Genomic DNA, 24,063 nt, shown 5'->3' with positions numbered 1-24,063 from the left:
CGCGGGGAGGGGCTTTTGGTTCGTTGAGCGCTGTCGCGCCGATTCGTGACGGAAACGGCATGCGATCGGCGCGGCGGGAGACGCTCGACAATGCACGCACCCTCCGCGCCACGGGGATGAGGCACGATTCACCAGGGAAGGACCTATGACTACGCGCACCATGCAAGCCGTCCTGTTCGATCTCGACGGGACGTTGCTCGACACGCACGACCTGCTGCTCACCACGTTCCGCTACACGGCTCGCACCGTGCTGCGCGAGTCCGTTCCCGACGAGCGCCTCATGGCGAAGGTGGGCCAGCCGCTCAACACGCAGATGTGGGACTTCACGGACGATCCGGCCGTGCACGACGAGCTGTGCCGCGTGTACCGGGAGTACAACGCCGCGGTGCATGACGACCTCATCAGGCTGTTCGACGGCACCGTGCCCATGCTCGAGCGGCTCAAGGAGGCCGGCTACCCGCTGGCCGTGGTCACGTCGAAGCGCCACGAGGTGGCCATGCGCGGGCTCGACCGCTTCGAGCTGGCCGGCTACTTCGACTTCCTCATCGGCTCCGACGACTGGACGGAGCACAAGCCGCACCCCGGCCCCGTGGCGCACGGCTGCGAGCGGCTGGGCCTCGCGCCCGAGACATGCCTGTACGTGGGCGACAGCCCGTTCGACATGCAGGCGGGCAACGGTGCGGGCTGCGCCACCGCCGCGGCGCTATGGGGCATGTTCCCCCAGGTCGTGCTCGAGGCCGAGCGCCCCACCTACGTGTGCGCCGACGGCATCGAAATCCCCCCGCTGCTCGGCTGCTAGCGCATCTCCGGTCCTGGTACGCCCTCCCCCTCAGCGGGCGTACGCGTCGGCGATCCAGGCCTGCGTCACGTCGAGGAACGCGCGCGTGGCCGTCGAGGCCGTTTCCAGCGAGCGCAGCGCGATGGCGATCTCGCGGCTCGTCTCCACCTCGGGCTGCTTGACGGCCAGGGGAAACGGCGCGTCGCGCAGGATGAGGTCCGCCAGCACGCTGAAACCCAGCCCCGCGCTCACCATGCTCATCACCGCGTAGTCGCTGTCGATGGTGAAGCGCACGTTGGGCTCCACGTCGTTCGCACGGAACAGCGTCTCCATCTCCGACGACGTCCCGCTCTTCAGGCGGATGTACGGCTCCTCCGCCAGCGCCTCGCGCGGCACGAACGGCGCGTCGGCCAGCGGGTGGTCGGGCGGCAGCACCACGAGCAGCGGGTCCTTGCGCAGGGGCACGGCGTGCAGGTCGTGCTTGATGGGGTAGACGAAGAACCCGCAGTCGGCGTCGCCGCGCCACACGGCCTCCTCCAGCTCGTCCTCGTCGTCGACGCAGATCAGCTGCAAGTCGATGCCGGGATGCTGCGCGAGGAAGCGCTTTGCGATGCCGGGGAACCACTGGATGGCCGTGCTCGTGAACGCCGCCACGCGCACGATGCCGCTCTCGAGGTGCTTGAGCTCGGCGAGGCGCATCTCCAGCTGCCGCTCGCTGTTGCACACGTTCTGCATCCAGGGCAGCAGGTCGGAGCCCTCCGCGGTGAGGTGCGCGCCGCCGTAGTCGCGCACGAACAGCGGCACGTCCAGCTCGCGTTCGAGCGTGCTCACGAGGTAGCTGATGCCGGCTTGCGTGTATCCCAGGTCGTGCGCGGCCTGCTTGAAGCTGCCCGTCTCGGCCACCTTTAGAACCGCTTCGTATTTCTGGTTGCTCATGCGCCTATCCTTCACCGCTCACGGAATCTTCACAATCGGGGCTCATACCGTGCACTATACGGAGTGCGACATGGGTAAACAAGGTTTTCTTGAAATATTAAAAAGAAAATCTCATTTTACTTTTACCAGGCGAAACCATACCATAGTCCGGCAACCCAAGAACATCGTTCGAGAAGCCCCGCAAGGGCGGGGCTTGGAAGCCTTGCGCTGCCTTGTGCCGTGCAAGCTGTGAACCGGAAGGAGGCACCCCATGGAAACCCGTAGCAAGCGTTGGCCCTATGTCGCGTGCGTCGTGCTGCAAACCGTCATCTTCGGCTCGGGCAACGCCATCACGAAGATGGCGTACGAGAGCATCACGCCCATGTGGTGCCTCGCCATCAGGTTCGGCCTGGCCACGCTCGTGTTCGCGCTCTTCTTCGGTCCGCGCATCGTGCGCCAGCTGCGCGGCGCGCGCCTCGGCGCCTGGCTGCCCGCGGCGCTGTGCATGGCGCTCGCGTACCTCACCTGCAACGTGGCGCTCGACCTCACCACGGCCACCAACGTGGGCTTCCTCGTGGCGCTGCCCGTGGTGTTCGCGCCGCTGCTCTCCTCGGTGGTGAATCGCCGCCGCTACCCGCTGGCCTTCCTGCCGTTCCAGGCGGCGGTCGTGGTCGGGCTCTACCTGTTGTGCAGCAACGGGGGAGCGCCGTCGTTCGGCTTGGGCGAGATCCTCGCGCTGCTGTCCTCCGTGGCGCTGGCCGGCGCGCTCGTGTTCGGCGAACGGGGCCTCGAGCAGCTCGATGCCGTCACCGTGGCCGGCACGCAGATCGCCGCGTCGTTCGTCGTGGCTCTCGCGTGCGCGCTGGCCTTCGAGCCGACCGTGAACGTGCTGGCTGTGCAGCCCATGGCGTGGGGCACCATCGCCTTCCTCGCGCTGCTCAGCACCTGCCTCACGTTCATGCTGCAGAACGTGTCGCTGACGAAGCTGCCGTCGTCCACCGTGTCGCTGCTGCTCACGGGCGAGCCGGTGTTCACCGCGGCGTTCTCGTTCGCGTTGCTGGGCGAGGTGCTGTCCACGGCGGGCCTCGTGGGCGCCGCGCTCATCGTGGCCAGCGTCGTGGCCGCCACGTGGGTGGAGGGCCGCCAGGCCGCGCCCGCCGCGTCGCCGGCGCTGCAGGCCGAGCAGGGGCTCGCGTTCGAGGAAGGATGGTTCGAAGGTGCGGAGTTCGGCGCTTCCGCTCCCCTGGCCGGGGTGGAGCTGCCTCACCTCGTGCCTCCCGAACGTCGCTCCTTCGCTTCCGAGCGCGCGGCGTAGCTACCTTCCCGCGCCCGGGTCGCCCCCTGGCCATCCCTTTTCGCGCGTCAAGCGGCGAGCGGCTCATGCCCGCTCGCCGCTTCGTTTCTGCCGTCCATGCGCGGCGGCTCGGCGAAAACGTCCTTTCGTCTGGTCACGTTGCCCCGATTGGTGGTTGTTCGCCGGCGCGCAGGGTATCTTTCTCTATAGTACAAGGGTAACAACGCCTTGACTGCTTGTCGCTATATGGGAGGAGCGTGCATGTCCGATGGCATCGAAACCCTTGTCCAACGATGAAGCGAAGGATCTGATGAAGCAGCTCGGCATGGCCGAGTCTTCCGCGCGTTCCGAGGAGCGCACCCCGAGGAAGGGGAGCGCGTCGGGCGATTCGAGCGTCGCCCAGCTGCTGAGCGAGCTCTATCGCTCCGATATCGGCCGCAGGCCGCCGCGCGTCACGCGCGGCTGACGATCCCGACCGACGACCGTCGCCCCATCGGGGGCGGCGGGGCAGGCGGAAAGCGGAGAAGCGGCAACCTTCCCTTGACGACTCCGCGCTCACCCGTTGCGAGCATTGCCCTTTTCGCCGATTTGGTGCATCATGATTGCAGAGGCTGTCCGCGAGCGGACGGCAGATCGCCAAGCATAGGAGGCTCTCATGGCTAACCTCAGCGACGGATTCAAAGACATCTTCCTGGCCGGCATCGGCGCGATGGCCATCACCGGCGAAAAGACCAAGGATCTGGTGGACCAGCTCATCTCCAAGGGCGAGCTCACGGTGGACCAGGGCAAGCAGATCAACACCGAACTCAAGCACAAGGCCGAGGACATGGCCGCATCGGTGCGCTACGACGTGCTCGAGGCGCGCATGGCCGCCATGACGCCCGAGGAGCGCGCGGCGTTCGCCGCCAAGGCCGCCGAGATCGCCGAGAAGGCGAACGCGAAACCGGCTCCCGAGGCCGAGGTGGGCGACGCGTCCGCCGTGGCCGTGGACGACGAGGCGGCTGCGGCTGCCGAGCCGCAGACGCCGGGCGTCTAGCGCGCGGCTGCGAGCTGCCCGTCCATGCCTGAGAACACGCTGCTGCGCTACTTCTTCAGTTCCGGTTCGGAGGTCGATCCCGAGGATCGGTTCCACCTGAACCGCAAGACGCGCACGCGGCGCCTCAAGGAAATATCCGATATCCTGCGGAAGCACCACTTCCTCAAGGGCTTCTCGCCCGAGGAGTTCCGCGCCATGCTGGAGGATTTGGGCCCCAGCTTCGTGAAGATCGGCCAAACGCTGTCCACGCGCTCGGAGATCCTGCCGAAAGCGTACTGCGACGAGCTGGCGAAGCTGCAGATGGAGTGCGACCCGCTGCCCTTCGAAGCCATCCTTGCGGCCCTTGACGATATCTACGGCGATGCGCAGGGCGACGTGTTCGACGCCATCGACCCCACGCCGCTCGGCAGCGCATCGCTGGCGCAGGTGCACAAGGCGCGCCTCGTCAGCGGCGAGATCGTGGCCGTGAAGATCCAGCGTCCCGGCGTGAAGGCCACCATGGCCCAGGATATCGACATCATGCGCATGGTGGCGCGCCACGCCGCGCGCTTCATGAAGGACGAGCAGATGCTCGACCTGCGCGACGTGGTGGAAGAGCTGTGGGCGACGTTCTTGGAGGAGACGGACTTCCAGCGCGAGGCCGCCAACCTCGAGGAGTTCGCGCGCCTCAACGCCAACGTTGCCTTCATCGACTGTCCGAAGGTGTACACCGAGCTGTGCGGCGAGTACGTGCTGGTGATGGAGTACATCGACGGCATCCCCATCCTCGCGGTCGATCGCCTGCGCGAATCCGGCTACGACCTCGGGGAGATCGGCGAGAAGATCCTCGACAACTACGCCTCGCAGATCCTCGATCACGGCTTCTTCCACGCCGACCCGCATCCGGGCAACCTCCTCATCCGCAACGGCAAGATCGTCTACATCGACCTCGGCATCATGGGCCGCCTGTCCCCGCGCGACCGCGCCGGGTTCGGCAACATCATCGAGGCGGTGGGCATGGAAAGCTCGTCCGAACTCAAGGACGCGCTCATGTCCTTCGCCATCGCGAAGGACAACTCGGCCATCGACCACACGCGCTTCCTGGCCGATCTCGACCTGCTGCTCAGCGACTACGGATCGTGCGACGTGGCCGATATCGACATCGGCTCGTTCCTCAACGACATCCTCATGCTCACGCGCTCGTGCAAGGTGACGCTGCCGTCGTCCATCACGAGCGTGTCGCGCGGCATCGTCACGCTCGAGGGCACCATCGCGCCGTTCATCCCGAACCAGAACGTCGTGTCCATCATCAACGCGCACATCCAACGGTCGAAGAATCAGGGCGACGAGCTCGTGCAGGCCATGCAGGACCTCGCGCTCGCGTTGCGCTCGTCATCGCGCGGCGCGCTCGACGCGGCGCAGTACTCCGGCGAGACGCTCAAGATGCTCACGCGCGGGCAGCTCAAGATGAACATGGAGGTGCTCGGCAGCGAGGCGCCGCTGTCGAAGCTGGCCAAGATCATCAACCGCCTGACCATCGGCATCATCATCGCGGGTCTGTTCATCGGGTCGAGCATGCTGTCGCTGTCGTCCATGGAGCCGCGCCTGCTGGGCGTGCCGGTGCTCGCGTTCTTCGGCTACCTCGGCGCCGCGGTGCTGTCGGTATGGGTGGTCTTCGATATCAGCAAGCGCAAACTGTAGTGCTGAAACGCTGCGATTTCCCCAGTTCAGGCGTTCCGCAACCAATAATTGCGGAAAATTCCAACTGAAATAGGTCGCGCTCGTTTCCTCGCAACCGTAGTCTTTTGGGTACGCTACTATGGATGAAACGAGAAAGGCAGCACACCATGAACGTAGAGATCGCGCAACGCCTGGCCGACCGCCGCAAGCAGGCGGGGCTTTCGCAGGAAGCGCTCGCCGAGCAGCTAGGCGTGTCGCGACAGGCCGTGTCGAAGTGGGAGCGCTCCGAGTCGTCTCCCGACACCGACAATCTCATCGCGCTGGCGCAGCTGTACGGCTTGTCGCTGGACGATCTGCTGTACGTCGACGACGAGATCCGCGACGACGTCACGTTCGAAGCGGCCGATCGCGCTGCCAAGCGCGAAGCCGAGCAGGCTGCCCCGGCGGCGTCCGCCGTGGCGGACCCGCCGCCCGCGCCCGCCGATGCGGCCGCGGCTGCGGGCGCGACGACCGAGGCCGAGGCGACGTACGGCCCCGGCGTCTCGTCGTCGGACAAGAAGGGCAAGGTGCACATCGGCCCCGGCGGCATCCACGTGGTGGACGGCGACGAGTACGTGCACGTGTCGTGGCGCGACGGCGTGCACGTGAGAGACGGCAAGAAGGGCGAGGAAGTGCACGTGGGCTGGGACGGCGTGCACGTGAAGAGTCCCGGCAACGGCGCGGGCGACGACGACGTGCTCGTCGACGGTGCCAAGGTGGTCATCAACGGCGAGCAGTTCGACAGCTGGCAGGATGCCCACGAGCGATACCGCCACGGGTGGGATCAGGACGAGCGCTGGTACGAGCCGTGCGCCTACAGCGTGCAGGGCGAGCGCTTCGACAACCTCGACGACGCCCGCGCGAAGTACGGCGACGAGGTGGGGAAGTCCATCCCCGTGCGCAAGCACTACCTGCGCGACTTCGAGAAGTCGTGGGTGAAGTTCCCGTACCCGCTCGTGGTGATCATCGTCTACCTGCTGCTGGGCATCCTCAACGGCGCCTGGGCCATGGGGCTGTTCCTGTTCCTCACCATCCCGCTCTATTATATGGTAGGGCACGCCATCGGCCGCAAGCGCATCGTGCCGCTGATCTCGGGCGCATACCCCATCGCCGTGGTGGCCTGGTTCTGCTGGATGGCGTTCGTGCTGAACCAGCCGCATCCCGCTTGGGTGGCCTTCCTCACCATCCCCGTGGTGGAATGGCTCGTGCACAGCCTGTCCCATTGGTGGCGCGACCGCAAGCGCCGCAACGCCGCCGCGAAAGACGCCCCCATCGACGTCGACGCGCAATAAAGAACCGGGCCGCAAGATGCGGCCCGGTTTGCGTTCATGCTCTTGTCTTCGGCGCGTTAGTCGTTCTTGCTGGCGAACTTGCTGAAGTTGTAGCCGCCGACGCCGGTCTTCTTCTTGGAGCCGCCCTGCTTGGCCGCGCCCCGCTCGCCCTGGCCCGCCTTCGCGTGCTTCTTCTTCTCGTTCAGCTCGAGGCGACGCTTCGCATGGTCCATGTTGGTGCTGCGCGGGCCGTCGGCCTTCTCGAAGGAGCGCTTGCCTTCGGCGCGCTTGCCGCGACCGGGGCGGTTGTCGGAGCGGGTCTCGAACTCGCGCTTCTCGCCGCCGTGCTTGCCCTCGTGCTTGGCGCCCGCCGGACGCTCACGACGGTCGCCGCTGCGCGCGGGACGCCCGGAGCCGGAGCCCTTGGCACCCTTGTAGCCGCCCTTGCGCGGGCCGCCGCTCTTCTTGCCCTTCTCGATGTCGGCCATGTTCAGCTCGTACGTCTCCAACTCCATGAGCGGGATGTCCTTGCCGATGAGCCTCTCGATGTCGCCCATCGTGCGGCGCGACTCGCGCGTGACGAACGAGATGGCGTAGCCCTGCTCGCCGGCACGGCCCGTGCGGCCGATGCGGTGCACGTAGTCCTCGGGCATGTCGGGCAGGTCGAAGTTGATGACGTGGTCCACGTCGGGCACGTCGATGCCGCGCGCCAGCACGTCGGTGGCCACGAGGATGGACGTGCGGCCACGACGGAAGTTGTCGAGCGCGCGCTTGCGCTGGCCCTGCGACTTGTCCGAGTGGATGGACTCGGCGCGGTACCCGGCGTCGCACAGCGCCTCGGAGCAATCCTCGGTGCGGTTCTTCGTGCGCGCGAACACGATGATGCGGTCGGAGCCCTTCTCCTCCAGCACGGCTTCCAGCAGCTCCTGCTTCTTGAAGTTCGCGATGGGCATCATGAACTGCTCGACGTTCTTCGCGGTCTCGCCGTTGCGGGCGATCTCCACGATGGCCGGGTCGTTCAGCAGCGAACCGAGGTTCTTCTGGATGGACTGGTCGATGGTGGCCGAGAACAGCAGCGTCTGGCGGTTGTCGGGCGTCGCGTCCACGATGGTGGTGACGGCGGGCAAAAAGCCCATGTCCAGCATGCGGTCGGCCTCGTCGAGCACGAGGGCCTCGATGCTGCCGAGGTCGATGACGCCTTTGTTCATCAGGTCGTTCAAGCGGCCGGGCGTGGCGATGAGCACGTCGGTGCCGCGGCGGATCTCGTTGATCTGGGGGCCGTAGGGCGTGCCGCCGAACACGGTGGTCACGTAATGGCCCGTCTTGCGGGTGATCTGCATGCACGTCTGCGAGATCTGCTGAGCCAGCTCGCGCGTGGGGCTGACCACCAGCACGCGCGGGGCGCGCTTGCCCTTCTTGCCGCGCGGCAGCGTGCTCAGGATGGGCAGCAGGAACGCGGCGGTCTTGCCGGTGCCGGTGCTGGCGGCGGCGATGAGGTCGCGGCCTTCCAAGACCAACGGGATGGCCTGCAGCTGTACGGGGGTGGGGTTCTCGTAGCCCAGACGCTCGACGGCGGCAAGGGCAGCCTCGGACAAGCCGAGGTCGGCGAAATTCTGCATATTCGTTTCCGTTTCTCTTCGTACGCGCCCGGTGCGCGCTTTTCGGTCGCACCCGCTCCTGCGGTGTGCTTGCGCTTGACTCGAGCCGCTTTCTGATTCGTTGGCGATTGCGCGAAAAGAAACAGGAAAGAATTTCGTGTAAAGCGACTGACCATTATGACCGCCCGTAGGGGGGAAAGTAAAGAAAAATGTAAAAAGTGATCACGGATATGTACTAAACTCCATGAAATCGGAAGGCTTTCGGGGTCGTATTTGCTTGGTTACCGCCCACCGGCGAACGATGTGTGGTTCTGGTGACCGTGCAGGCTGTCGCAAAGAATTTATAATCGCTTACATCACCTTTGACGTGGGAAAACGAAAAAAGTCGGGGGGGGGGGGGGGGCTTCATTGAAGGTGCTTTTTTCTGTTGCTAAACTGCAACCGTGCTATTATCATAAGGCAGGAAAAACGAGTGCTCCGCCTCAAATCGGAGTTGAAGGTTTTCGCGACGGGCGAGGCGGACGGTAAGGAAACGCATTTTCCCTATGGGACTTGACGATAACAACAGAAGGGCGGCCTCGGGTCGTCATGGCTCCTCCGCTCCCCGCGGAGGTTCTCGCGCCTACGGGCAGCCATCCGCCGGCGCGTACAACGCGGCCCCGCGCGGCGAGCGTCCCTATCCGCAGGGCGGCGGGCACGCTCCGCGGCCGACCGGCCAGGCGCCCTATCCCGGCCAGCAGCCGGCGAACTACGGCTACGCTTCGCAAGCCGACGAGATCATCCGCGTGCGCAAGAAGCGGAAGAAGCACACCAAGCTGAAGAGGGCCGCGCTCATCGCGCTCGCGGTCATCGTGGTGCTTGTGGGCGGCGTCGCCGCGTATGGCGCCTGGTACACGAGCAGCCTTTCCAGCAACATGGCGCTCGATGCGCAGGAGCAGAACGAGCTCAACACCGTGCTCGCCCCCTCCGATTCCCAGGTGGAGCCGTTCTACGTGCTGCTCGTGGGCTCGGACAACTGGGAAACCTACGGGGAGCGCTCGGACGCCCTCGTGCTCGTGCGCATCGATCCGGTGGATCACGTCATCACCATGGTGTCGGTGCCGCGCGATACGCCGTACCAGCTCAACGGTACGACGACCAAGATCAACCAGGCGTTCGCCGAGGGGGGTGCGGCCGGCGCCGTCACGGCGGTCCAGGACCTCACCGGCGTGAAGATTTCCGACTACGTCGAGATCGAGTTCGCCGGCCTGGCCGAGTTCGTCGACTCGATGGGCGGCATCTACGTGGACGTGCCCTACACCATCGACTACCAGGTGTACACGCAGGACCAGGCTCCCATCCACATCGAGGCCGGCAACCAGCTGCTCAACGGCGAGCAGTGCGTGGCGCTCGCTCGCATGCGCACCGCCTACGGCGACGACCAGGAGGCCATTCGCCAGTCCAATGTGCGCGCGATGGCCGTGGCGCTCATGAAGAACGTGCTGCAAGCTCCGCCGGTCGAGATTCCCGGCTTGATCCAGAATCTGTCCCAGTGCGTGTCCACGAACATCGATCTGCAAACGATGATCTCGCTCGCCACCGATTTCGCCCAGGCAGGCGATCCCACCATCTACACCTGCACCGGCCCGTACAAGGGCGACTTCATGGAAGAGCTCGGCGGTCTGTGGCTGTGCTACGAAGATCCCGAGGGTTGGGCTACACTGATGAAGGCGGTCGACTCCGGCGAGAACCCCGAAGCCGCTGAGACCACCGTGCAGGGTAAGTAACAGCGTTCCGTGCGCTGGTGACAGAAAGACGAACGAATGACACTGCTCGAACTATTCAAATTGCTGCGCAAGCACCTGGCCTTGGTGGTCGCGCTGCCCGTCGTGCTCGCGATCGCGACGGCAGGCTTCAGCTGGGGCCTCATGCAGAACCAGTACACGGCGACGGTTTCCGTGTACGTGTTGACGTCAAGCGGCGAGTCGGGGTCGAACTCTACCGAGTACAGCGACCTGACCGCCAGCCAGCTCATGGCGAACGACATCTCCACCGTGGCCAAGTCCGAGACGGTGCAAAGGCGCACGGCCGAGGCGCTGGGCATGAGCTCGCTTGACGGGTACAAGATCTCCGTCGAAGCGGGCACCACGACGCGCGTGATCAGCATCTCGGTGACGGCAGGCAAGCCCGACGCGGCCGCTATCGTCGCCAACGAGATCGCATCGGTGCTATCTGGGTTTGCCCAGGAAACCATGGGCGTCGAGAGCGTCAACGTGGTCGACACGGCCCAGGTGCCGACGTCGCCGTCGGGCCCGCCGCGCACCATGTACACGGCGGTCGCGTTCCTCGCGGGCATCTTCCTGGCGGTGGCCATCGTGGTGCTGCTGGACATGCTGAACACGCGGGTGCGCAACCCCGAAGAGGCTGAAGAACTGCTGGGCGTGCCGGTCATCGGCCGTATCCCCACGATCAAGGGTTAGGAGGGAACAGGCCATGGCTAAGAAAAAGAAGCAGTCGTCCAATCAGCTCGAGGTGCAGAACGCGGCGAAGACGCTGTTCGCGAACATCCGCTTCATGTCGCCCGACAACCCCATCCGCTCCATCGTCATGACGAGCTCGGTGCCGAACGAAGGCAAGTCCACGTGCTCCGTGGAATTGGCGCGCGCCATCGCGACGTCCGGCAAGACCGTGCTCCTCGTGGAGGCCGACATGCGCCGTCGCACGCTCGCCAGCTTGCTGAGCGTGCGTCCCGCGGCGGGCGTGTACGCCGTGCTCACCGATGCGGCCCCGCTGAAGACGGCCGTGACGGCGACGCAGACCCCCAACCTGTTCTTCCTCGACGTCGAGCCGAACATTCCCAACCCGGCCGACATCATCTCGTCCAAGCGCTACCAGAAGCTCGTCGCCACGCTTGAGGACAGCTACGACTACGTGATCTTCGACATGCCGCCGGTCGGCACGTTCGTCGACGCCGCCATCCTGTCCACCCTGGTGGACGGCACGGTGCTCGTGGTGAAGCCCGGCTCGACGAAGCGCGCCGAGCTCGTGGACGCCTGCGATCAGCTGAAGAAGGCCGATGCGAACATCCTCGGCATCTGCGCGACGTTCTGCGAGGGCACGGGTTCCGAGTACTACTACGCGTACTACACCAAGGACGGCGGCCGCGTGAAAGACGACGGCGATGTCGCTGCGTTGCAGACCGAGGGCCGCGTACCGGCTCCTGCGGCGGGCCGTCGTGCAAGCCGCGGAGCGCAGGGGAGCGCGGTGCCCGCGGGTGGACGTGGCGGTTTCGCCAAGATCGAGCCCCCGGCTGGAAGGGGCCGTAACGCCCGATGAGAGATCTGCACTGTCATATCCTTCCCGGCGTCGACGATGGCGCGCGCAACCTGGACGAGTCTCTGGCCATGCTGGAGGCCGCCAAGGCTGCGGGCATCACGTCCATCGTGTGCACCCCGCATTGCCGCGACCCGTACTTCGATTACGACGCGATGTGGGATGCTTACGAGCTGCTCGTGGCGCACGCCGACGGGTTCCCGTTGACGATGGGCTTCGAGGTGAACCACGCGAAGCTCATGGATTTGGGTATGGACTGGGCCGATCGGCTGCACTACGACGGCACGAACGAGTTTTTGCTTGAGCTTTCCACGCGGGCCCGCAAGCCCGATTTCGAAGTGTACGAGCGGACCATCTTCGAGTTGCAGGGGAAGGGCTACCAGGTGATCATCGCCCATCCCGAGCGCTACCGCGCCATTCAGGAGGATGTCGAGGTAGCGCGCAACCTGGTCAAGATGGGTTGCAAGCTGCAAGCGTCGGCCGATTTCGTGGCCGGCGGGCGCATGGGCGCCGAGCGCAAGCCCGCGAAGCGCCTGTTCGACGAGAACCTGTACGCGTACATCGCGAGCGACGCGCACCGGGTGGAGCACTACGACTACTTCGCGGAGGCGAAGCGGACGTACCGCACGCGGGGAGCGCACGCGCGCCTGTAAGCGTGCGTCGGGTTGACGGCTTCCTGCCGTTAGGCCACAGGTCCGGCCTGTGACCTAACGGCAGGAAACTGCACACATATCTTGAGGAAAGCGGGATCGTCGCTGGGTGCGCGTTCCGGATCGATCAAGAGGATGCATATCGTTGTTGCGTTTTGGCCGAATGGCTAGGGCGAAGCCGTATCTTTATTTCGTCTTGCCAGGGAGGTGATGGCATTGTGGTACGTCGTGCAAACGGTCGGCGGCCAGGAAAAGCACGTGCTTGACCTGATCAACAAGCTTGTCGACGAAGAATTAATCCAAGAATCCTTCATCCCCCAATATGAAGTCAAGAAGCGTATCCAGGGCGTATGGAAAATGCGCACCGAAGTGCTGCTTCCTGGCTATATTTTCGTCATCACCGATCATCCTGGGAAGCTGCGGGAAGCGCTGCGAAGCGTGCCCAAGTTCACCAGACTCCTCGGCAACAACGATGTGTTCACGCCTCTTGACGATCAAGAAGCCGCCTTCATCAACGCGTTCACCCAACCCGGCCATCGCGTGGTCGAGTTCTCGAACGGCGTGATGGAAGGAGACGAAATCGTGATCCTCAACGGCCCGCTCATGAACCAGACGGGCCTCATCAAGAAGCTCGATCGCCACAAGCGCCTGGCGTATCTGGAGATGGAGATTCTTGGCCGTATGAAAACCATCAAAGTCGGATTAGAGATTGTTCGAAAAAAACCCTGACAACTGTATAGATGTAACCGCCGGCGGAGCCGCCGCGTTGGCAGACGACGACTTCGCGTCAGCGGGGGAGAGCGCCTCAAGCGCCCCGGAGATTTCCACGCCCCCAAAGTCTGATAAGCGCGGTTATGTTAAGTTGACTGTCGGAGTCATGTCAGACGACCGGATCGCTGACTGTAAAGGAAAGGTCGCATGAAGGGGATCATCCTAGCGGGTGGGTCGGGTACTCGGCTGTATCCACTCACCACCGTCACGTCTAAGCAACTGTTGCCCGTGTACGACAAGCCAATGATCTACTATCCGCTTTCGGTGCTCATGCTGGCAGGCATCCGTGAGATATTGGTCATCAGCACGCCGCATGACCTGCCGAAATTCCGGCAGTTGCTTGGCGATGGATCGCAATTTGGCATAGAGTTGACCTACGAAACGCAGCCCAGTCCAGACGGCCTCGCCCAGGCTTTGGTTATCGGAGAGCCCTTCGTTGCCGGGGGACGATGCGCGCTTATCCTGGGGGACAATATCTTTTACGGCGGTGGGTTTACGGCGAAACTGAAAGAGGCTGCCGCGCGCGAAAGCGGCGCGACTGTTTTCGGGTACTACGTGCCTGACCCTGAGCGCTTCGGCGTCGTCGAGTTCGACGGTGTGGGCCGGGTGCTGTCCCTTGAGGAGAAGCCGGAGGAGCCCAAGAGCCACTACGCAGTCACCGGCTTGTACTTCTACGATGAGCGTGCGGTGGACTTTGCTGCTTCCGTCAAGCCTTCGGCTCGCGGCGAGCTTGAGATCACTGATGTGAACCGTATGTACCTTGAGGACGGTTCTCTTAACGTGACGCTTCTTCATCGCGGGTCTGCTTGGCTCGACACGGGTACAACCGAGAGCCTCTACCGGGCTGCTGAGTACGTACGCGTGGTGGAGCGGAACCAGGGATTGCAGATAGCCGCTCTTGAGGAGATCGCATTCAATTCCGGCTGGATTGATGAGGCCGCCCTCGAACAGGCTGCATTGTGCTACGGCAAGTCGCCGTACGGAGCGCATCTGAAGAACGTTTTGGAGCGCAAGGTCCTGAACAGCTATATGAATGCGACCCAATAAGACGATGGAGGGGAATATGAATGTGCTCGTAACGGGCGGGGCTGGCTTCATCGGGTCGAACTTTATCTATCACCAACTGGGCAAGCATCCGAACGACCGCGTGGTGTGTCTTGACAGCCTCACGTACGCCGGAAATGTGGAGACGTTGCGTCCAGCGTTCGAGAACCCCCGTTTCCGCTTCGTGCGCGCCGATGTGCGCGATGAAGCGTCTGTGCGAGCACTCTTTTTCGAGGAGGGTTTTGATGCTGTGATCAACTTTGCCGCCGAGAGTCATGTAGACCGCTCGATCTCCGACCCAGATCTGTTTCTCAAAACCAATGTTACCGGCACGCGCGTGCTTATGGACGCCTGTCTCGAGTATGGCGTCGGCCGCTTCCATCAGGTGTCAACCGACGAGGTGTACGGCGACCTGCCGCTTGACAGACCCGATCTTCTGTTCGTCGAGGAGGCGCTCTTGTTTCCCTCAAGTCCCTACAGCGCTTCAAAGGCTTCCGCTGACCTTTTAGTTGGTGCCTATGTGCGCACTTTCGGCCTTTCCGCCACCATAAGCCGCTGTTCAAACAACTACGGGCCCTTTCAGTTTCCTGAAAAGTTGATTCCACTCATGGTGTCGCGCGCCTTGGCCGGAAAACCTCTGCCCGTGTACGGAGATGGTTTGAACGTGCGCGACTGGCTCTACGTTGAGGACCATTGCGAGGCGATCGATCTCGTGATGCGAGAGGGCGAGCCGGGGCGGGTCTACAACGTTGGTGGGCACAACGAAATGAGCAACATCGACATCGTTCGCTTCATCTTGGAGCGTTTGGGTAAACCAGAAAGTCTGATTTCCTACGTGGAGGATCGCAAGGGACACGATCGGCGTTATGCCATCGACCCCGCTCGAATTCGCAACGAGTTGGGCTGGGAACCCCGGACCGTGTTCGCTGATGGCATCGAGCAAACCGTCGACTGGTATTTAGCGAACGAGGGTTGGTGGCAGCGCATTTTGGATGGTAGATACCTAGAGGCCAATCAGATGCAGTCGGTATACAAGGGAGGCGAGCATCTTGGCTAGAGGGAGGCTTGTCGTTGTCGAGGGCCTCGATGGCTCTGGCAAGGAGACTCAGACTAACTTGCTGCGCGCAAGCCTTATCGAGCGTGGCATCGATTTGCGCTCGCTGTCTTTCCCTCGCTACGGTAGCGCCTCCTCGGCCCTTGTGCGCATGTATCTTTCGGGGCAGTTTGGATCCAATCCTGATGATGTGGGTGCTTACGCTGCATCGACCTTTTACGCTGTGGATCGTTACGCGTCGTACAAGTCGGACTGGAAAGGGTTCTACGAGGCTGGTGGGATGGTATTGGCTGATCGCTACACGACGTCGAATGCGGTCCACCAGTGTGCGAAATTGCCCCGGGAGGAGTGGGACGGTTTTCTGGACTGGCTGTTCGACTTTGAGTATGACCTTTTGGGGATCCCGGAACCGGACTTGGTTATCTATCTGAGCATGGATTCGGCTGCAAGTCGCAGACTTGTCGAAGAACGATGCGCACGCGAAGGCGTAGCCAAAGACATCCATGAGGCGGACGGCGCCTACCTGGATCGCTGTCGAGAAGCCGCCGACCACTGCGCGTTGCGTTGCGGCTGGAAGAGGGTTGAGTGCGCGCCAGAAGGCAAGTTGCGTTCAATCGAGGATATACACGAGGAGGTTTCGAGGCTGATGGAAAAAGAATGTTTCGGTGAACATCGAAAGCTAGAGCAGCATTGATGACTCCTGCAGGATCGCTGCGATGGCGTCACAAAACGGTTGGAATTGATTCGGTTCTGTAACGGGGCCCAGCCATTGGCTGTTTCAGTCTGCTCGCATGGCTGATATCGCTGAAAAGGAGAGTCGAAGATGAGGCATCATCAACATAATGAAAACTACAATTTTGTAGTATCACCTGAAAGCTTCAATAAGTACTCGGAAAAGAAGTTTCTGGCATATTGCTTAGGGGCGACGATGTATATGCCGGGAACAAAAGATTTCACCCGGAAGATCCTTGATCGCGATATGCCTGGCTTGACGTCGATTGTTCTAGATTTCGAGGATGCTTGCAGAGCCGAAGACGTCGAAGATGCCGAGGCGAACGTTCTGCATCTTTTATCAGAGGTGTCGGCGGAATTGGATAAAGATGCAATCTCATACGATAGCGTCCCCCTTGTTTTTTGCCGCGTTCGTTCTCCCGAACAGTTTGAACGCTTCTCGAAGCAGCTGGATGGCCGGCATGTTCGCGCTTTAGCGGGTATTAATTTTCCGAAATTTGATACGACAAATGGAAACGATTACTGCAGAATTTTGCGAGAGCTCAATGATCGATGTGGGGAAATCGTTTACGGCATGCCGATCCTTGAGAGCGAGAGAATAGCTTTCAAGGAAAGTCGCATCGACGAACTCTTGGGGATTCGAAGAATCGTTGATGAGAACAGTGATCTTATTCTGCACATACGGGTTGGCGGTACTGATTTTTCCGGATGTTTTGGCGTCAGGCGTGGAATGGATTACACGATATACGACATCATGACCGTACGCGCGTGCCTCATGGACATCATGAATGTTTTTGGACGCAACAATGATTATGTCGTCTCTGGACCCGTTTGGGAATATTTCAGGGCAAGCGGGCGAATGAAGTTCGAAGACATCCCTGCCGTGAATGTGGATAACCTGCTTGTTAAAAGAACTCCCATTTTCAACAATGAAGTAGATGGACTCTTGCGCGAGGTCATCCTGGATAAAGCAAATGGGTTTGTGGGCAAAACGGTAATTCATCCAACTCATGTGAAATTCGTAAACGCTCTCGAAGCGGTTACTCGCGAAGAATATGAAGATGCCGCCCAAATTCTGGAAGCAAGCAGCGGCGTGCTGAAAAGCGCAGAATCCAACAAAATGAATGAAATCGGGCCTCATCACAATTGGGCTGAAAAAGTCTTATATCGAGCCCGAGCGTATGGCGTCGTGGAAAACGAGTCGGAATACTTGAAACTATTCTTTGATGGAGAAGGATCTTGCTAAAGGAATCCTCTAAAACCTCTTCATGGATCAGGAACGAAGAAATAGAACGTGCTCAAAGTTTCGCAGCGCAAAACCTCGAACATGCTAATGAGATATCGTTAGCCGTACGACCTAGACAGGGTTTCTACATCAAATACGTTAAGCGATTGCTTGATATAGTGCTCTCCCTTTTCGCGCTGATAATCACCCTTCCAGTAAATCTTGTTCTTGGAATAGCCACGTTTTTCGATGTCGGGCGCCCTCTTATCTTTAAGCAGGAGCGTACAGGTAAAGATCTCAGGACCTTCACCATACTGAAATTTCGAAATATGACCAACGAAAGAGATGAGACTGGCGAACTTCTTCCTCCTTCGCAACGGGTAACGAAATTGGGCAAATTTGTTCGGAAGTATTCCATCGACGAGCTTCTGAACTTCTGGAGTATTCTGAAAGGTGACATGTCGATTATAGGGCCACGCCCTATGCCAAAAGAATACATCGACCGGATGACAGAGAGGCATAAGGGGAGATATGCGGTGCGTCCTGGTTTGGAATGCCCCCTCGTTGAGGAGATAGTTTCGAGGTATCCATTTCCGGAACCCTACAGCCGTTACCAGGCTCAGTTCGAAAACGATCTTTGGTACGTAGAGAATGCGAGCTTCGCAACCGATGTGATGCTGGTGTTTCGTCTCGTAAAGATGACGTTTGATTCGGAGCTGCGCTCGGGTTCCGCTGCGGCTGCAGCTCCATTCATAGGATACGACGAACGGGGCAATGCTGTTAGCGAAAAACATTGGAGAAGGATGATCCAGCAAAAAGAAGAAAGCTAGCGGGGGCAATCGAAATGTATGAACATGTCAAGTATGAAGTGCTTGAAATCAAGACGGTGGCGTCGGGCGAGAGCGGTTCTCTCTCGTTTGTTGAAAGCGATCATGATATCCCCTTTGAGATCAAGCGCATTTATTACACCTACGAGGTTCCCGTAGGGTTTCGACGGGGAAAGCATGCCCATAGGCAACTCGATCAGCTTTTGTTTTGCCCAAATGGATGCATCGAAGTGTATTTGGATGACGGCAGCAAACAAACAAGCGTCATGCTTGACAGTCCTTCCAAGGGTTTGCTTCTGCATTCGATGATCTGGCGGGAAATGGTTTGGCGAAAAGAAAACTCATTGCTTGTCGTAGCTGCATCGGATTTTTATGACGAAAGCGACTACATTCGAGATTATGACGATTTCATGCTTGCTGTCGAAACTCAAGGAGCACGGTAATGGCGGTTGCTTTCACTGATCTCAAGCTCACGTTTGAGCTTCATCAAGAGGAGTATGAGGAAGCGTTGCTCTCTTCTCTTCGTTCAGGATGGTACATTCTTGGCGAACAACTTGAGAAGTTTGAAAAAGAATTCGCCCATTATCTTGGCATCAAACACTGCATTGGCTGCGGATGCGGGCAGGACGCTCTCACTTTGGCCGTTCGATCGCTCGGATTAGGGTCTGGCAATGAAGTGGTCGTGGCGGGAAATACGTTTATCGCATCTGTTCTTGCGGTGACTGAGAACAAGGCCACTCCGGTCTTTGTGGATTGCAACGAATACTTCGAAATAGATGAGTCTAAAATCGAGTCTGTTCTGACGGGAAGAACCAAGGCGATACTTCTTACGAATTTGTATGGGCAATGCTGCAACCTGCCCGCGATCAGAGACATATGTGACAAGAATGGCTTAAAACTGATTGAAGATTGCGCGCAGTCGCATGGAGCGAGATTTCACGATGTCCTTGGTGGAACGGCTGGCGACGTTTCGTGTTTCAGTTTTTACCCGACAAAGCCACTTGGAGCTTTCGGAGACGGTGGCGCAATAGTCACCGACGACGACTCTTTAGCAGAAAAGCTAAGGATGTTGAGAAACTACGGAAGCCGAGAGAAGTACGTCAATGAAATCTGCGGCACCAATTCCAGGCTCGATGAATTGCAGGCTGCAGTTCTCCGAGTGGGTCTTCGGCATCTCGACGAATCGAATTCTGAACGTATCCGAATAGCGAGCAGATACCTTCGCGAGATCAAGAACCCTCTGGTTGAGTTGCCGAAAACCAGGGAAGGCGCCGACCATGTATTCCACGTTTTTGCCTTGAGGACTGCATTGAGGGATGAGTTGAGAAAATACTTGGCTGATTGCGGGATTCAGACGCAGATACACTATCCGTTTCCGCCGAATCAAGCGCAATGTTATGCCACCGAGTCTTTTGCAGCGGTTGACTTGCCGAACACTGACCAATACGCAAAGGAAGAACTCAGTCTCCCGATATATTGCGGCATGCCTGAAGAGGACGTTGATCAGGTAATTGCCGCAGTGAACAGTTTCACAGGAGGTTTTTCTGCTCATGTGCTCTAGCTTCAGGATTGAAAGACTATCTTCAACGGGAGAAGCGGAATGGGACAGATTTGTGGAAAACGAATCCGTCAACGGGACGTTTCTGCAATCTCGTCGATTCATGAATTACCACCCGAAAGGCAAGTTCGAGGATTGTTCTCTCGTTTTTTACAAAGGGAACAGCATCTCGGCAGTTGTTCCTGCTTGCATTGATCGAGGTGAAAACGAAAAAGTCTTTCTCTCGCACGGAGGCAGCACATTCGGGGGCTTTGTTGTCAATAAGAAGTGCCTGACAACGAGCAAGGCAATCGAGCTTGTTGAGTTGCTGGATTCGTGGTTGGTTCAGAACGGATTCGATAAAGTCATAATGAAGCAAACGCCGAGTCTCTTTTCTAAAAGGCCGGTCGATGCTTTGGACTACGCCTTTCAGCATGAGGGTTACGAAGCGGTAGGAGAGATAAGCTACGTCATCGATTTCGCAGATTATTCTGATCCGATAGAATCGAATTTCTCGGCAAGCCGACGTCGAGATTGTCGCTATGCTGAAAGAGAGGGTCTGAGTTTTCGAAGAATTACGACCGATGCTGACGTGGCTCGTTTTTACGGGGTTTTGAAAGTTTCCTTGAAGAAATATGGCGCAGAGCCTGTCCACGCGCTCGCAGAGTTACTGGATTTCAAAAACGAAAGACTCTGTAACGAAGTTAGATTTTATGGAGTATACCTCGATGAGAGGCTTATCGCCGGAAGCATGGTTTTCGCCATGGGGAGCGTATTTCATGCTCAATATTTGGCAGCTGATCCTGAATTTTTAAACCTGTTCCCTATGAATCTTCTGGATAAAAGCCTGATATCTCTTGCGAAAAAAGAGGGCTTCTCGGCGTTCTCGTTCGGTATCAGCACAGAAAACCATGGGAGGGATATAAACCTCTCGTTGGCAGCGTTTAAAGAAGGGTTCGGTGGAATTCACTCGACCAATAGGACATTCCTCAAAAGCATTCAGAAAGGGGAGCCAAAAAGGATCGAAGGGATCGGAGGACAAAAGGGTGAAGGCCGATGAGCGTTAGGAAAACGGAAAACCTTCTTGACGCCGTTATCGGGAAAGCCGTTTCGTTGGTTGATAATACGTGGGATGATGCGATCCGCGATGCGGCATTGAGTTGTCTGCTCGATTACGTGGGCGTTACGCTCGCAGGGTCCGCTTTCCTGAAAAAACGCCACGAAACATTTTTGGATAAGGTGGGGCCATGTGACGGGTCGTATCCCATCATTGGAATGCACCGAACGGCTGATGCGTATACTGCTGCGCTTTTGAACGGCCTCAGCTCTCACGTGCTCGAACTGGATGATGGCCATCGATACGGCATGCTTCATCCTGGAGCGCCGATAATTACAGGGCTGCTGTCATCGTCGCGCATCGATCCTCTGGACTCAGAGCACTTCCTCAAAGCCATAGCAGCGGGCTATGAGGCAATGATCACCTTAGGTCGCATGATCCAGCCAGAGCATAAGAAGAGGGGGTTTCATGCAACTGCAACGTGCGGATCGTTCGGGGTTGCAATCGCGATTTCAATTTTAAGGCGATATCCTCCTAAACGGTTGCGGTCGGCTGCCTCGGCGGCCTTGACTGCTTCGGGAGGTCTTTTGGCTATGGGGGACGGCGAGTCTCAACTCAAACCCTATAATTGCGCCCAAGCGGTGGTTTCTGGAATTACGGCTGCCAATATCGCCCTGTGTGAATATGGCTCACCAGTTGATGCGATAGGTGAGAAACGCGGATTCATTCTATCCTTCAACGGGGGTTTGGATTCTTGTTGCATAGAGGATGCTTTGCGAGATGGTTGTTACATCCTCGGGGTTTTCAAAAAAGTCTATGCATCTTGCAGGCATATTCACCCAGCGATAGAGGCTGCTTTGGCAATTCGCTCGGAGCCCGATTTCGATTTGAAAGCTATAGCGAGCATCGTTATAGAAACATACGATTTAGCTATTTCCGGACACGACCACAGTGTCGCGGGCAATGCAAGTTCGGCGAAAATGAGCATTCCATTATCTGTTTCTATTGCATTGTGCACAGGGGAAAGCGGTATAGAGGCTTTTCGGGATGACGTTCTGCAAAGTCAGCAAGTTCGTATGCTCGCCAGCAAAGTGAAAGTGGTTGAAAACAAGGACCTTTCTCTGCTTGTTCCGAAAAAACGATCAGCGATCGTTACGGTTAATCTTGCGTCCCTGTCTATTGCAAAGCGGGTTGACTACCCGAAAGGGGAGCCTGAGAATCCTTTGGCTCCGGAAGAGCTGCGATGCAAATTCATCGATTTGCTCGGCTATGCGGGCAGGTCTTGTCAGGAAGCGGAAAAGCTGTTCGAGAACGTATCGTCCCTTGAAGCAAACATGTCCGAATTTCTTAAAGGAATCGAATAGCGTGAGGAGCTGACTGTGTTTATGCAAGAAACGCGGGCGTTTTTAAAGAGAATCGGTCTACCTGAGGGCGATGCATATGCGTTGCCTGACTCAAAGCAGCGTTTTGAAGACGGCGGGCAGTATCGGTTTGAGGTCCCGGGCATCCAAGGCCCATCTGCTATGAAAGCCCTCCTCGAAAGCGTCGAGAGGGAGGGGATCCATCTTCATAGGGTAACTCAAACTAAAGGGATTATGTCACTTTTGGATGAAGAGATAACGCAAATGGTCGGTCTTGCGGATGAGTACCAGGTGGATCTGTATCTAGCGATTGGGCCGCGTGCGACTACCGATACGAGCGCTTCCGTCAACACTGCCGAAGGCTGTCGTATGGGGTATCGCCTTCGGGGGCAAGAGCAAATAGTGCGCGCCATAGAAGAGGTAAAGCGTGCGACGAGGCTTGGTTGCCGCGGAATCCTGGTTTACGACGAAGGTTGTTTATGGGTGCTCAACGAGGCGCGCAAGCTCGGTGAGATCCCTCCTGATTGCAAGTTTAAGATGTCAGCGCATTCTGGTCATGGCAACCCGTGTTCTGCCAGGCTGCTTGAATCTATTGGTGCAGATTCCTTCAATCCAGTTCGGGATATCCAAATGCAGATGCTGTCCGCGATTCGTCAATCTGTTGGCATTCCTTTGGATGTGCATACGGAGAATCCAAAATCAAGCGGTGGGTTTATTCGCCATTACGAAGTGCCCGAGATGGTACGAGTCGCTTCTCCTATCTATCTGAAGACAGGAGGGTCGGTTGCTCAAACCCATAGCTGGGATAGCTCCGATGCGGATGCACGCCAGCGTGCGAAACAGGTTCTTTTAGTCAAGCGAGTTTTAGATGAGTACTATCCCGAAGCTAAGCAATCCCCAAAAAGAAACATGCAAGTTGATGCTTAGCGAAGAGTGCGCTATGAAGACGATCCTTTTGACAAATGACTACGATGATGCCGTTCTTCACGTTGTCGAAAGCGAAGTGCCTCGCGGCTTTGAATTGATCACGCTGAAGGACGCCGGCGACGATCCTGGAATAATTCCTCGAATCGATTACATCCTGGCTGGAGGACGTCGATGGATAGGGCGAGATTTATTGGAAAACGCTGCGCAGTTGAAGATGATCCAGCGTTCGGGTGTCGGCCTCGACTCCTTGGATCTCAACTGCATCAAGGAGCGGCGTATACCGCTTTATGTAAACCCGGGCATCAACGCTCAAAGTGTTGCCGAGCATACCGTCATGCTCATATTGGCTACGCTGAAAAATCTTCCGCTTGTAAATGATAACGTGCACAGGGGAATTTGGAAAAAGCAGTCCCAAGGCATAAAAAATCATGAGTTACATGGGAAAACTGTCGGGGTGGTAGGCCTTGGCAATATCGGAAAAAGGGTATGCGCCCTACTTCGCGCTTTTGGAGCCGAAGTTCTGTATTTCGACAAAACAAAGCTTTCGCAATTTCAAGAGAAGGAAATGAGTATTTGCTTCTGCCCTTTAGATCAGATGTTTTCTTGCGTAGATATCATTACCCTTCATTGTGGCTTAACCGAGGAAACGCGAAACCTTGTGAACGAAAAACGACTCAGCTCCATGAAGGATGGGGCGATCGTTATCAATACTGCTCGTGGGGGGCTTGTCAATGAATCCTCGCTCGCGAGGCATGTGGAAATGGGCCGTATTGCTGCAGGGTTGGATGTGTTCCAAAAGGAACCGGCGAACTTGGACAACCCGCTTCTTGGGCTAGAGAAAGTTATCGCAACGTCTCATATCTCAGGAATAACGTACGAGTCTTTTCGGGCGATGATGAATGAAGCGATGAAAAACATCGCTCTTTTCGAGCGGGGCGACTTCGAAAAGATTTCCGACAAAAGGGTGGTGCTATAA

At 58.6% G+C, this 24,063-nt stretch carries 24 protein-coding genes; 22 read left to right on the top strand and 2 right to left on the bottom strand.

The genetic code is table 11. The annotated features are described in order from the left end of the window. Nucleotides 1-145 precede the first annotated feature (145 nt). Entirely contained in the window at nt 146-799 is a 654-nt protein-coding gene (locus GS424_RS14085) for an HAD family hydrolase (RefSeq protein WP_154333183.1), read from the top strand. A gap of 30 nt (nt 800-829) precedes the next feature. On the opposite strand, the gene GS424_RS14080 is transcribed toward GS424_RS14085, so the two are convergent. Continuing rightward, complete coding sequence (locus GS424_RS14080) at nt 830-1,714, bottom strand: LysR family transcriptional regulator (RefSeq protein WP_160941120.1); 885 nt, start codon at nt 1,712-1,714, stop codon at nt 830-832. Nucleotides 1,715-1,964: 250 nt separating this feature from the next. Here GS424_RS14080 and GS424_RS14075 point away from each other — a divergent pair, with 250 nt between their 5' ends. The 5 genes from GS424_RS14075 (at nt 1,965) to GS424_RS14055 (ending at nt 7,013) form a co-directional block, all read left to right on the top strand. Further along, nucleotides 1,965-3,008, top strand: a complete 1,044-nt coding sequence (locus GS424_RS14075; RefSeq protein ID WP_160941119.1) for a DMT family transporter — start codon at nt 1,965-1,967, stop codon at nt 3,006-3,008. Nucleotides 3,009-3,297: 289 nt separating this feature from the next. Continuing rightward, nucleotides 3,298-3,453: a hypothetical protein gene (locus GS424_RS14070; protein WP_244977564.1), complete on the top strand. Its 156-nt coding sequence runs from the start codon at nt 3,298-3,300 to the stop codon at nt 3,451-3,453. Between the two features lie 189 nt (nt 3,454-3,642). Beyond that, nucleotides 3,643-4,023 (top strand): phasin family protein, encoded by a 381-nt coding sequence (locus tag GS424_RS14065; RefSeq protein WP_154333187.1) that lies wholly within the window; start codon nt 3,643-3,645, stop codon nt 4,021-4,023. A gap of 24 nt (nt 4,024-4,047) precedes the next feature. Beyond that, on the top strand, nt 4,048-5,703 hold the full coding sequence (locus tag GS424_RS14060; protein WP_160941118.1) for an ABC1 kinase family protein: 1,656 nt from the start codon (nt 4,048-4,050) through the stop codon (nt 5,701-5,703). Nucleotides 5,704-5,849: 146 nt separating this feature from the next. Continuing rightward, nucleotides 5,850-7,013: a helix-turn-helix domain-containing protein gene (locus tag GS424_RS14055; RefSeq protein WP_160941117.1), complete on the top strand. Its 1,164-nt coding sequence runs from the start codon at nt 5,850-5,852 to the stop codon at nt 7,011-7,013. Between the two features lie 56 nt (nt 7,014-7,069). On the opposite strand, the gene GS424_RS14050 is transcribed toward GS424_RS14055, so the two are convergent. Further along, nucleotides 7,070-8,611, bottom strand: a complete 1,542-nt coding sequence (locus GS424_RS14050) for a DEAD/DEAH box helicase (protein ID WP_160941116.1) — start codon at nt 8,609-8,611, stop codon at nt 7,070-7,072. Between the two features lie 524 nt (nt 8,612-9,135). Between GS424_RS14050 and GS424_RS14045 the strand changes: the two genes are divergently transcribed. The 16 genes from GS424_RS14045 (at nt 9,136) to GS424_RS13970 (ending at nt 24,063) form a co-directional block, all read left to right on the top strand. Then, nucleotides 9,136-10,356: an LCP family protein gene (locus GS424_RS14045; protein ID WP_160941115.1), complete on the top strand. Its 1,221-nt coding sequence runs from the start codon at nt 9,136-9,138 to the stop codon at nt 10,354-10,356. A gap of 36 nt (nt 10,357-10,392) precedes the next feature. Continuing rightward, a complete protein-coding gene (locus GS424_RS14040; protein WP_160941114.1) occupies nt 10,393-11,049 on the top strand; it encodes a YveK family protein in 657 nt (218 codons plus the stop codon). A 13-nt stretch (nt 11,050-11,062) separates the two neighbouring features. Beyond that, the gene (locus tag GS424_RS14035) at nt 11,063-11,905 is read left to right on the top strand and encodes a CpsD/CapB family tyrosine-protein kinase (protein ID WP_160941113.1); all 843 of its coding nucleotides are present in this window, start codon (nt 11,063-11,065) and stop codon (nt 11,903-11,905) included. Beyond that, nucleotides 11,902-12,555, top strand: a complete 654-nt coding sequence (locus GS424_RS14030) for a CpsB/CapC family capsule biosynthesis tyrosine phosphatase (protein ID WP_160941112.1) — start codon at nt 11,902-11,904, stop codon at nt 12,553-12,555. The genes GS424_RS14035 and GS424_RS14030 overlap by 4 nt, the downstream gene beginning before the upstream one ends. A 207-nt stretch (nt 12,556-12,762) precedes the next feature. Next, nucleotides 12,763-13,281, top strand: a complete 519-nt coding sequence (gene loaP / locus GS424_RS14025) for an antiterminator LoaP (RefSeq protein WP_244977563.1) — start codon at nt 12,763-12,765, stop codon at nt 13,279-13,281. A 189-nt stretch (nt 13,282-13,470) separates the two neighbouring features. Continuing rightward, the gene (gene rfbA, locus GS424_RS14020; protein WP_160941111.1) at nt 13,471-14,370 is read left to right on the top strand and encodes a glucose-1-phosphate thymidylyltransferase RfbA; all 900 of its coding nucleotides are present in this window, start codon (nt 13,471-13,473) and stop codon (nt 14,368-14,370) included. 16 nt (nt 14,371-14,386) lie between these two features. Then, nucleotides 14,387-15,424 (top strand): dTDP-glucose 4,6-dehydratase, encoded by a 1,038-nt coding sequence (rfbB, locus tag GS424_RS14015; RefSeq protein ID WP_160941110.1) that lies wholly within the window; start codon nt 14,387-14,389, stop codon nt 15,422-15,424. Beyond that, nucleotides 15,417-16,115 (top strand): dTMP kinase, encoded by a 699-nt coding sequence (locus GS424_RS14010; protein WP_160941109.1) that lies wholly within the window; start codon nt 15,417-15,419, stop codon nt 16,113-16,115. Before rfbB ends, GS424_RS14010 begins: the two co-directional genes overlap by 8 nt. 129 nt (nt 16,116-16,244) lie before the next feature. Then, a complete protein-coding gene (locus GS424_RS14005; RefSeq protein WP_160941108.1) occupies nt 16,245-17,399 on the top strand; it encodes an HpcH/HpaI aldolase/citrate lyase family protein in 1,155 nt (384 codons plus the stop codon). Continuing rightward, nucleotides 17,393-18,208, top strand: a complete 816-nt coding sequence (locus GS424_RS14000; protein WP_218958865.1) for a sugar transferase — start codon at nt 17,393-17,395, stop codon at nt 18,206-18,208. The genes GS424_RS14005 and GS424_RS14000 overlap by 7 nt, the downstream gene beginning before the upstream one ends. Continuing rightward, complete coding sequence (locus tag GS424_RS13995) at nt 18,172-18,648, top strand: sugar 3,4-ketoisomerase (protein WP_218958864.1); 477 nt, start codon at nt 18,172-18,174, stop codon at nt 18,646-18,648. Before GS424_RS14000 ends, GS424_RS13995 begins: the two co-directional genes overlap by 37 nt. Continuing rightward, nucleotides 18,648-19,766, top strand: coding sequence for a DegT/DnrJ/EryC1/StrS family aminotransferase (locus GS424_RS13990; RefSeq protein ID WP_160941107.1), 1,119 nt, complete (start codon nt 18,648-18,650; stop codon nt 19,764-19,766). The genes GS424_RS13995 and GS424_RS13990 overlap by 1 nt, the downstream gene beginning before the upstream one ends. Before the next feature lie 52 nt (nt 19,767-19,818). Next, nucleotides 19,819-20,802 carry a GNAT family N-acetyltransferase gene (locus GS424_RS13985; RefSeq protein ID WP_160941106.1) on the top strand — a complete coding sequence of 328 codons (984 nt, stop codon included), beginning with the start codon at nt 19,819-19,821 and terminating at the stop codon, nt 20,800-20,802. After that, on the top strand, nt 20,799-22,163 hold the full coding sequence (locus GS424_RS13980) for an MmgE/PrpD family protein (protein ID WP_160941105.1): 1,365 nt from the start codon (nt 20,799-20,801) through the stop codon (nt 22,161-22,163). Before GS424_RS13985 ends, GS424_RS13980 begins: the two co-directional genes overlap by 4 nt. Nucleotides 22,164-22,178: 15 nt before the next feature. Continuing rightward, the gene (locus tag GS424_RS13975; protein ID WP_218958863.1) at nt 22,179-23,087 is read left to right on the top strand and encodes a hypothetical protein; all 909 of its coding nucleotides are present in this window, start codon (nt 22,179-22,181) and stop codon (nt 23,085-23,087) included. A 13-nt stretch (nt 23,088-23,100) separates the two neighbouring features. Beyond that, on the top strand, nt 23,101-24,063 hold the full coding sequence (locus tag GS424_RS13970; protein WP_160941104.1) for a 2-hydroxyacid dehydrogenase: 963 nt from the start codon (nt 23,101-23,103) through the stop codon (nt 24,061-24,063).

The organism is Eggerthella guodeyinii (assembly GCF_009834925.2).
GTDB lineage: Bacteria > Actinomycetota > Coriobacteriia > Coriobacteriales > Eggerthellaceae > Eggerthella > Eggerthella guodeyinii.
This window is presented reverse-complemented; position numbering and strand designations above follow the sequence as displayed.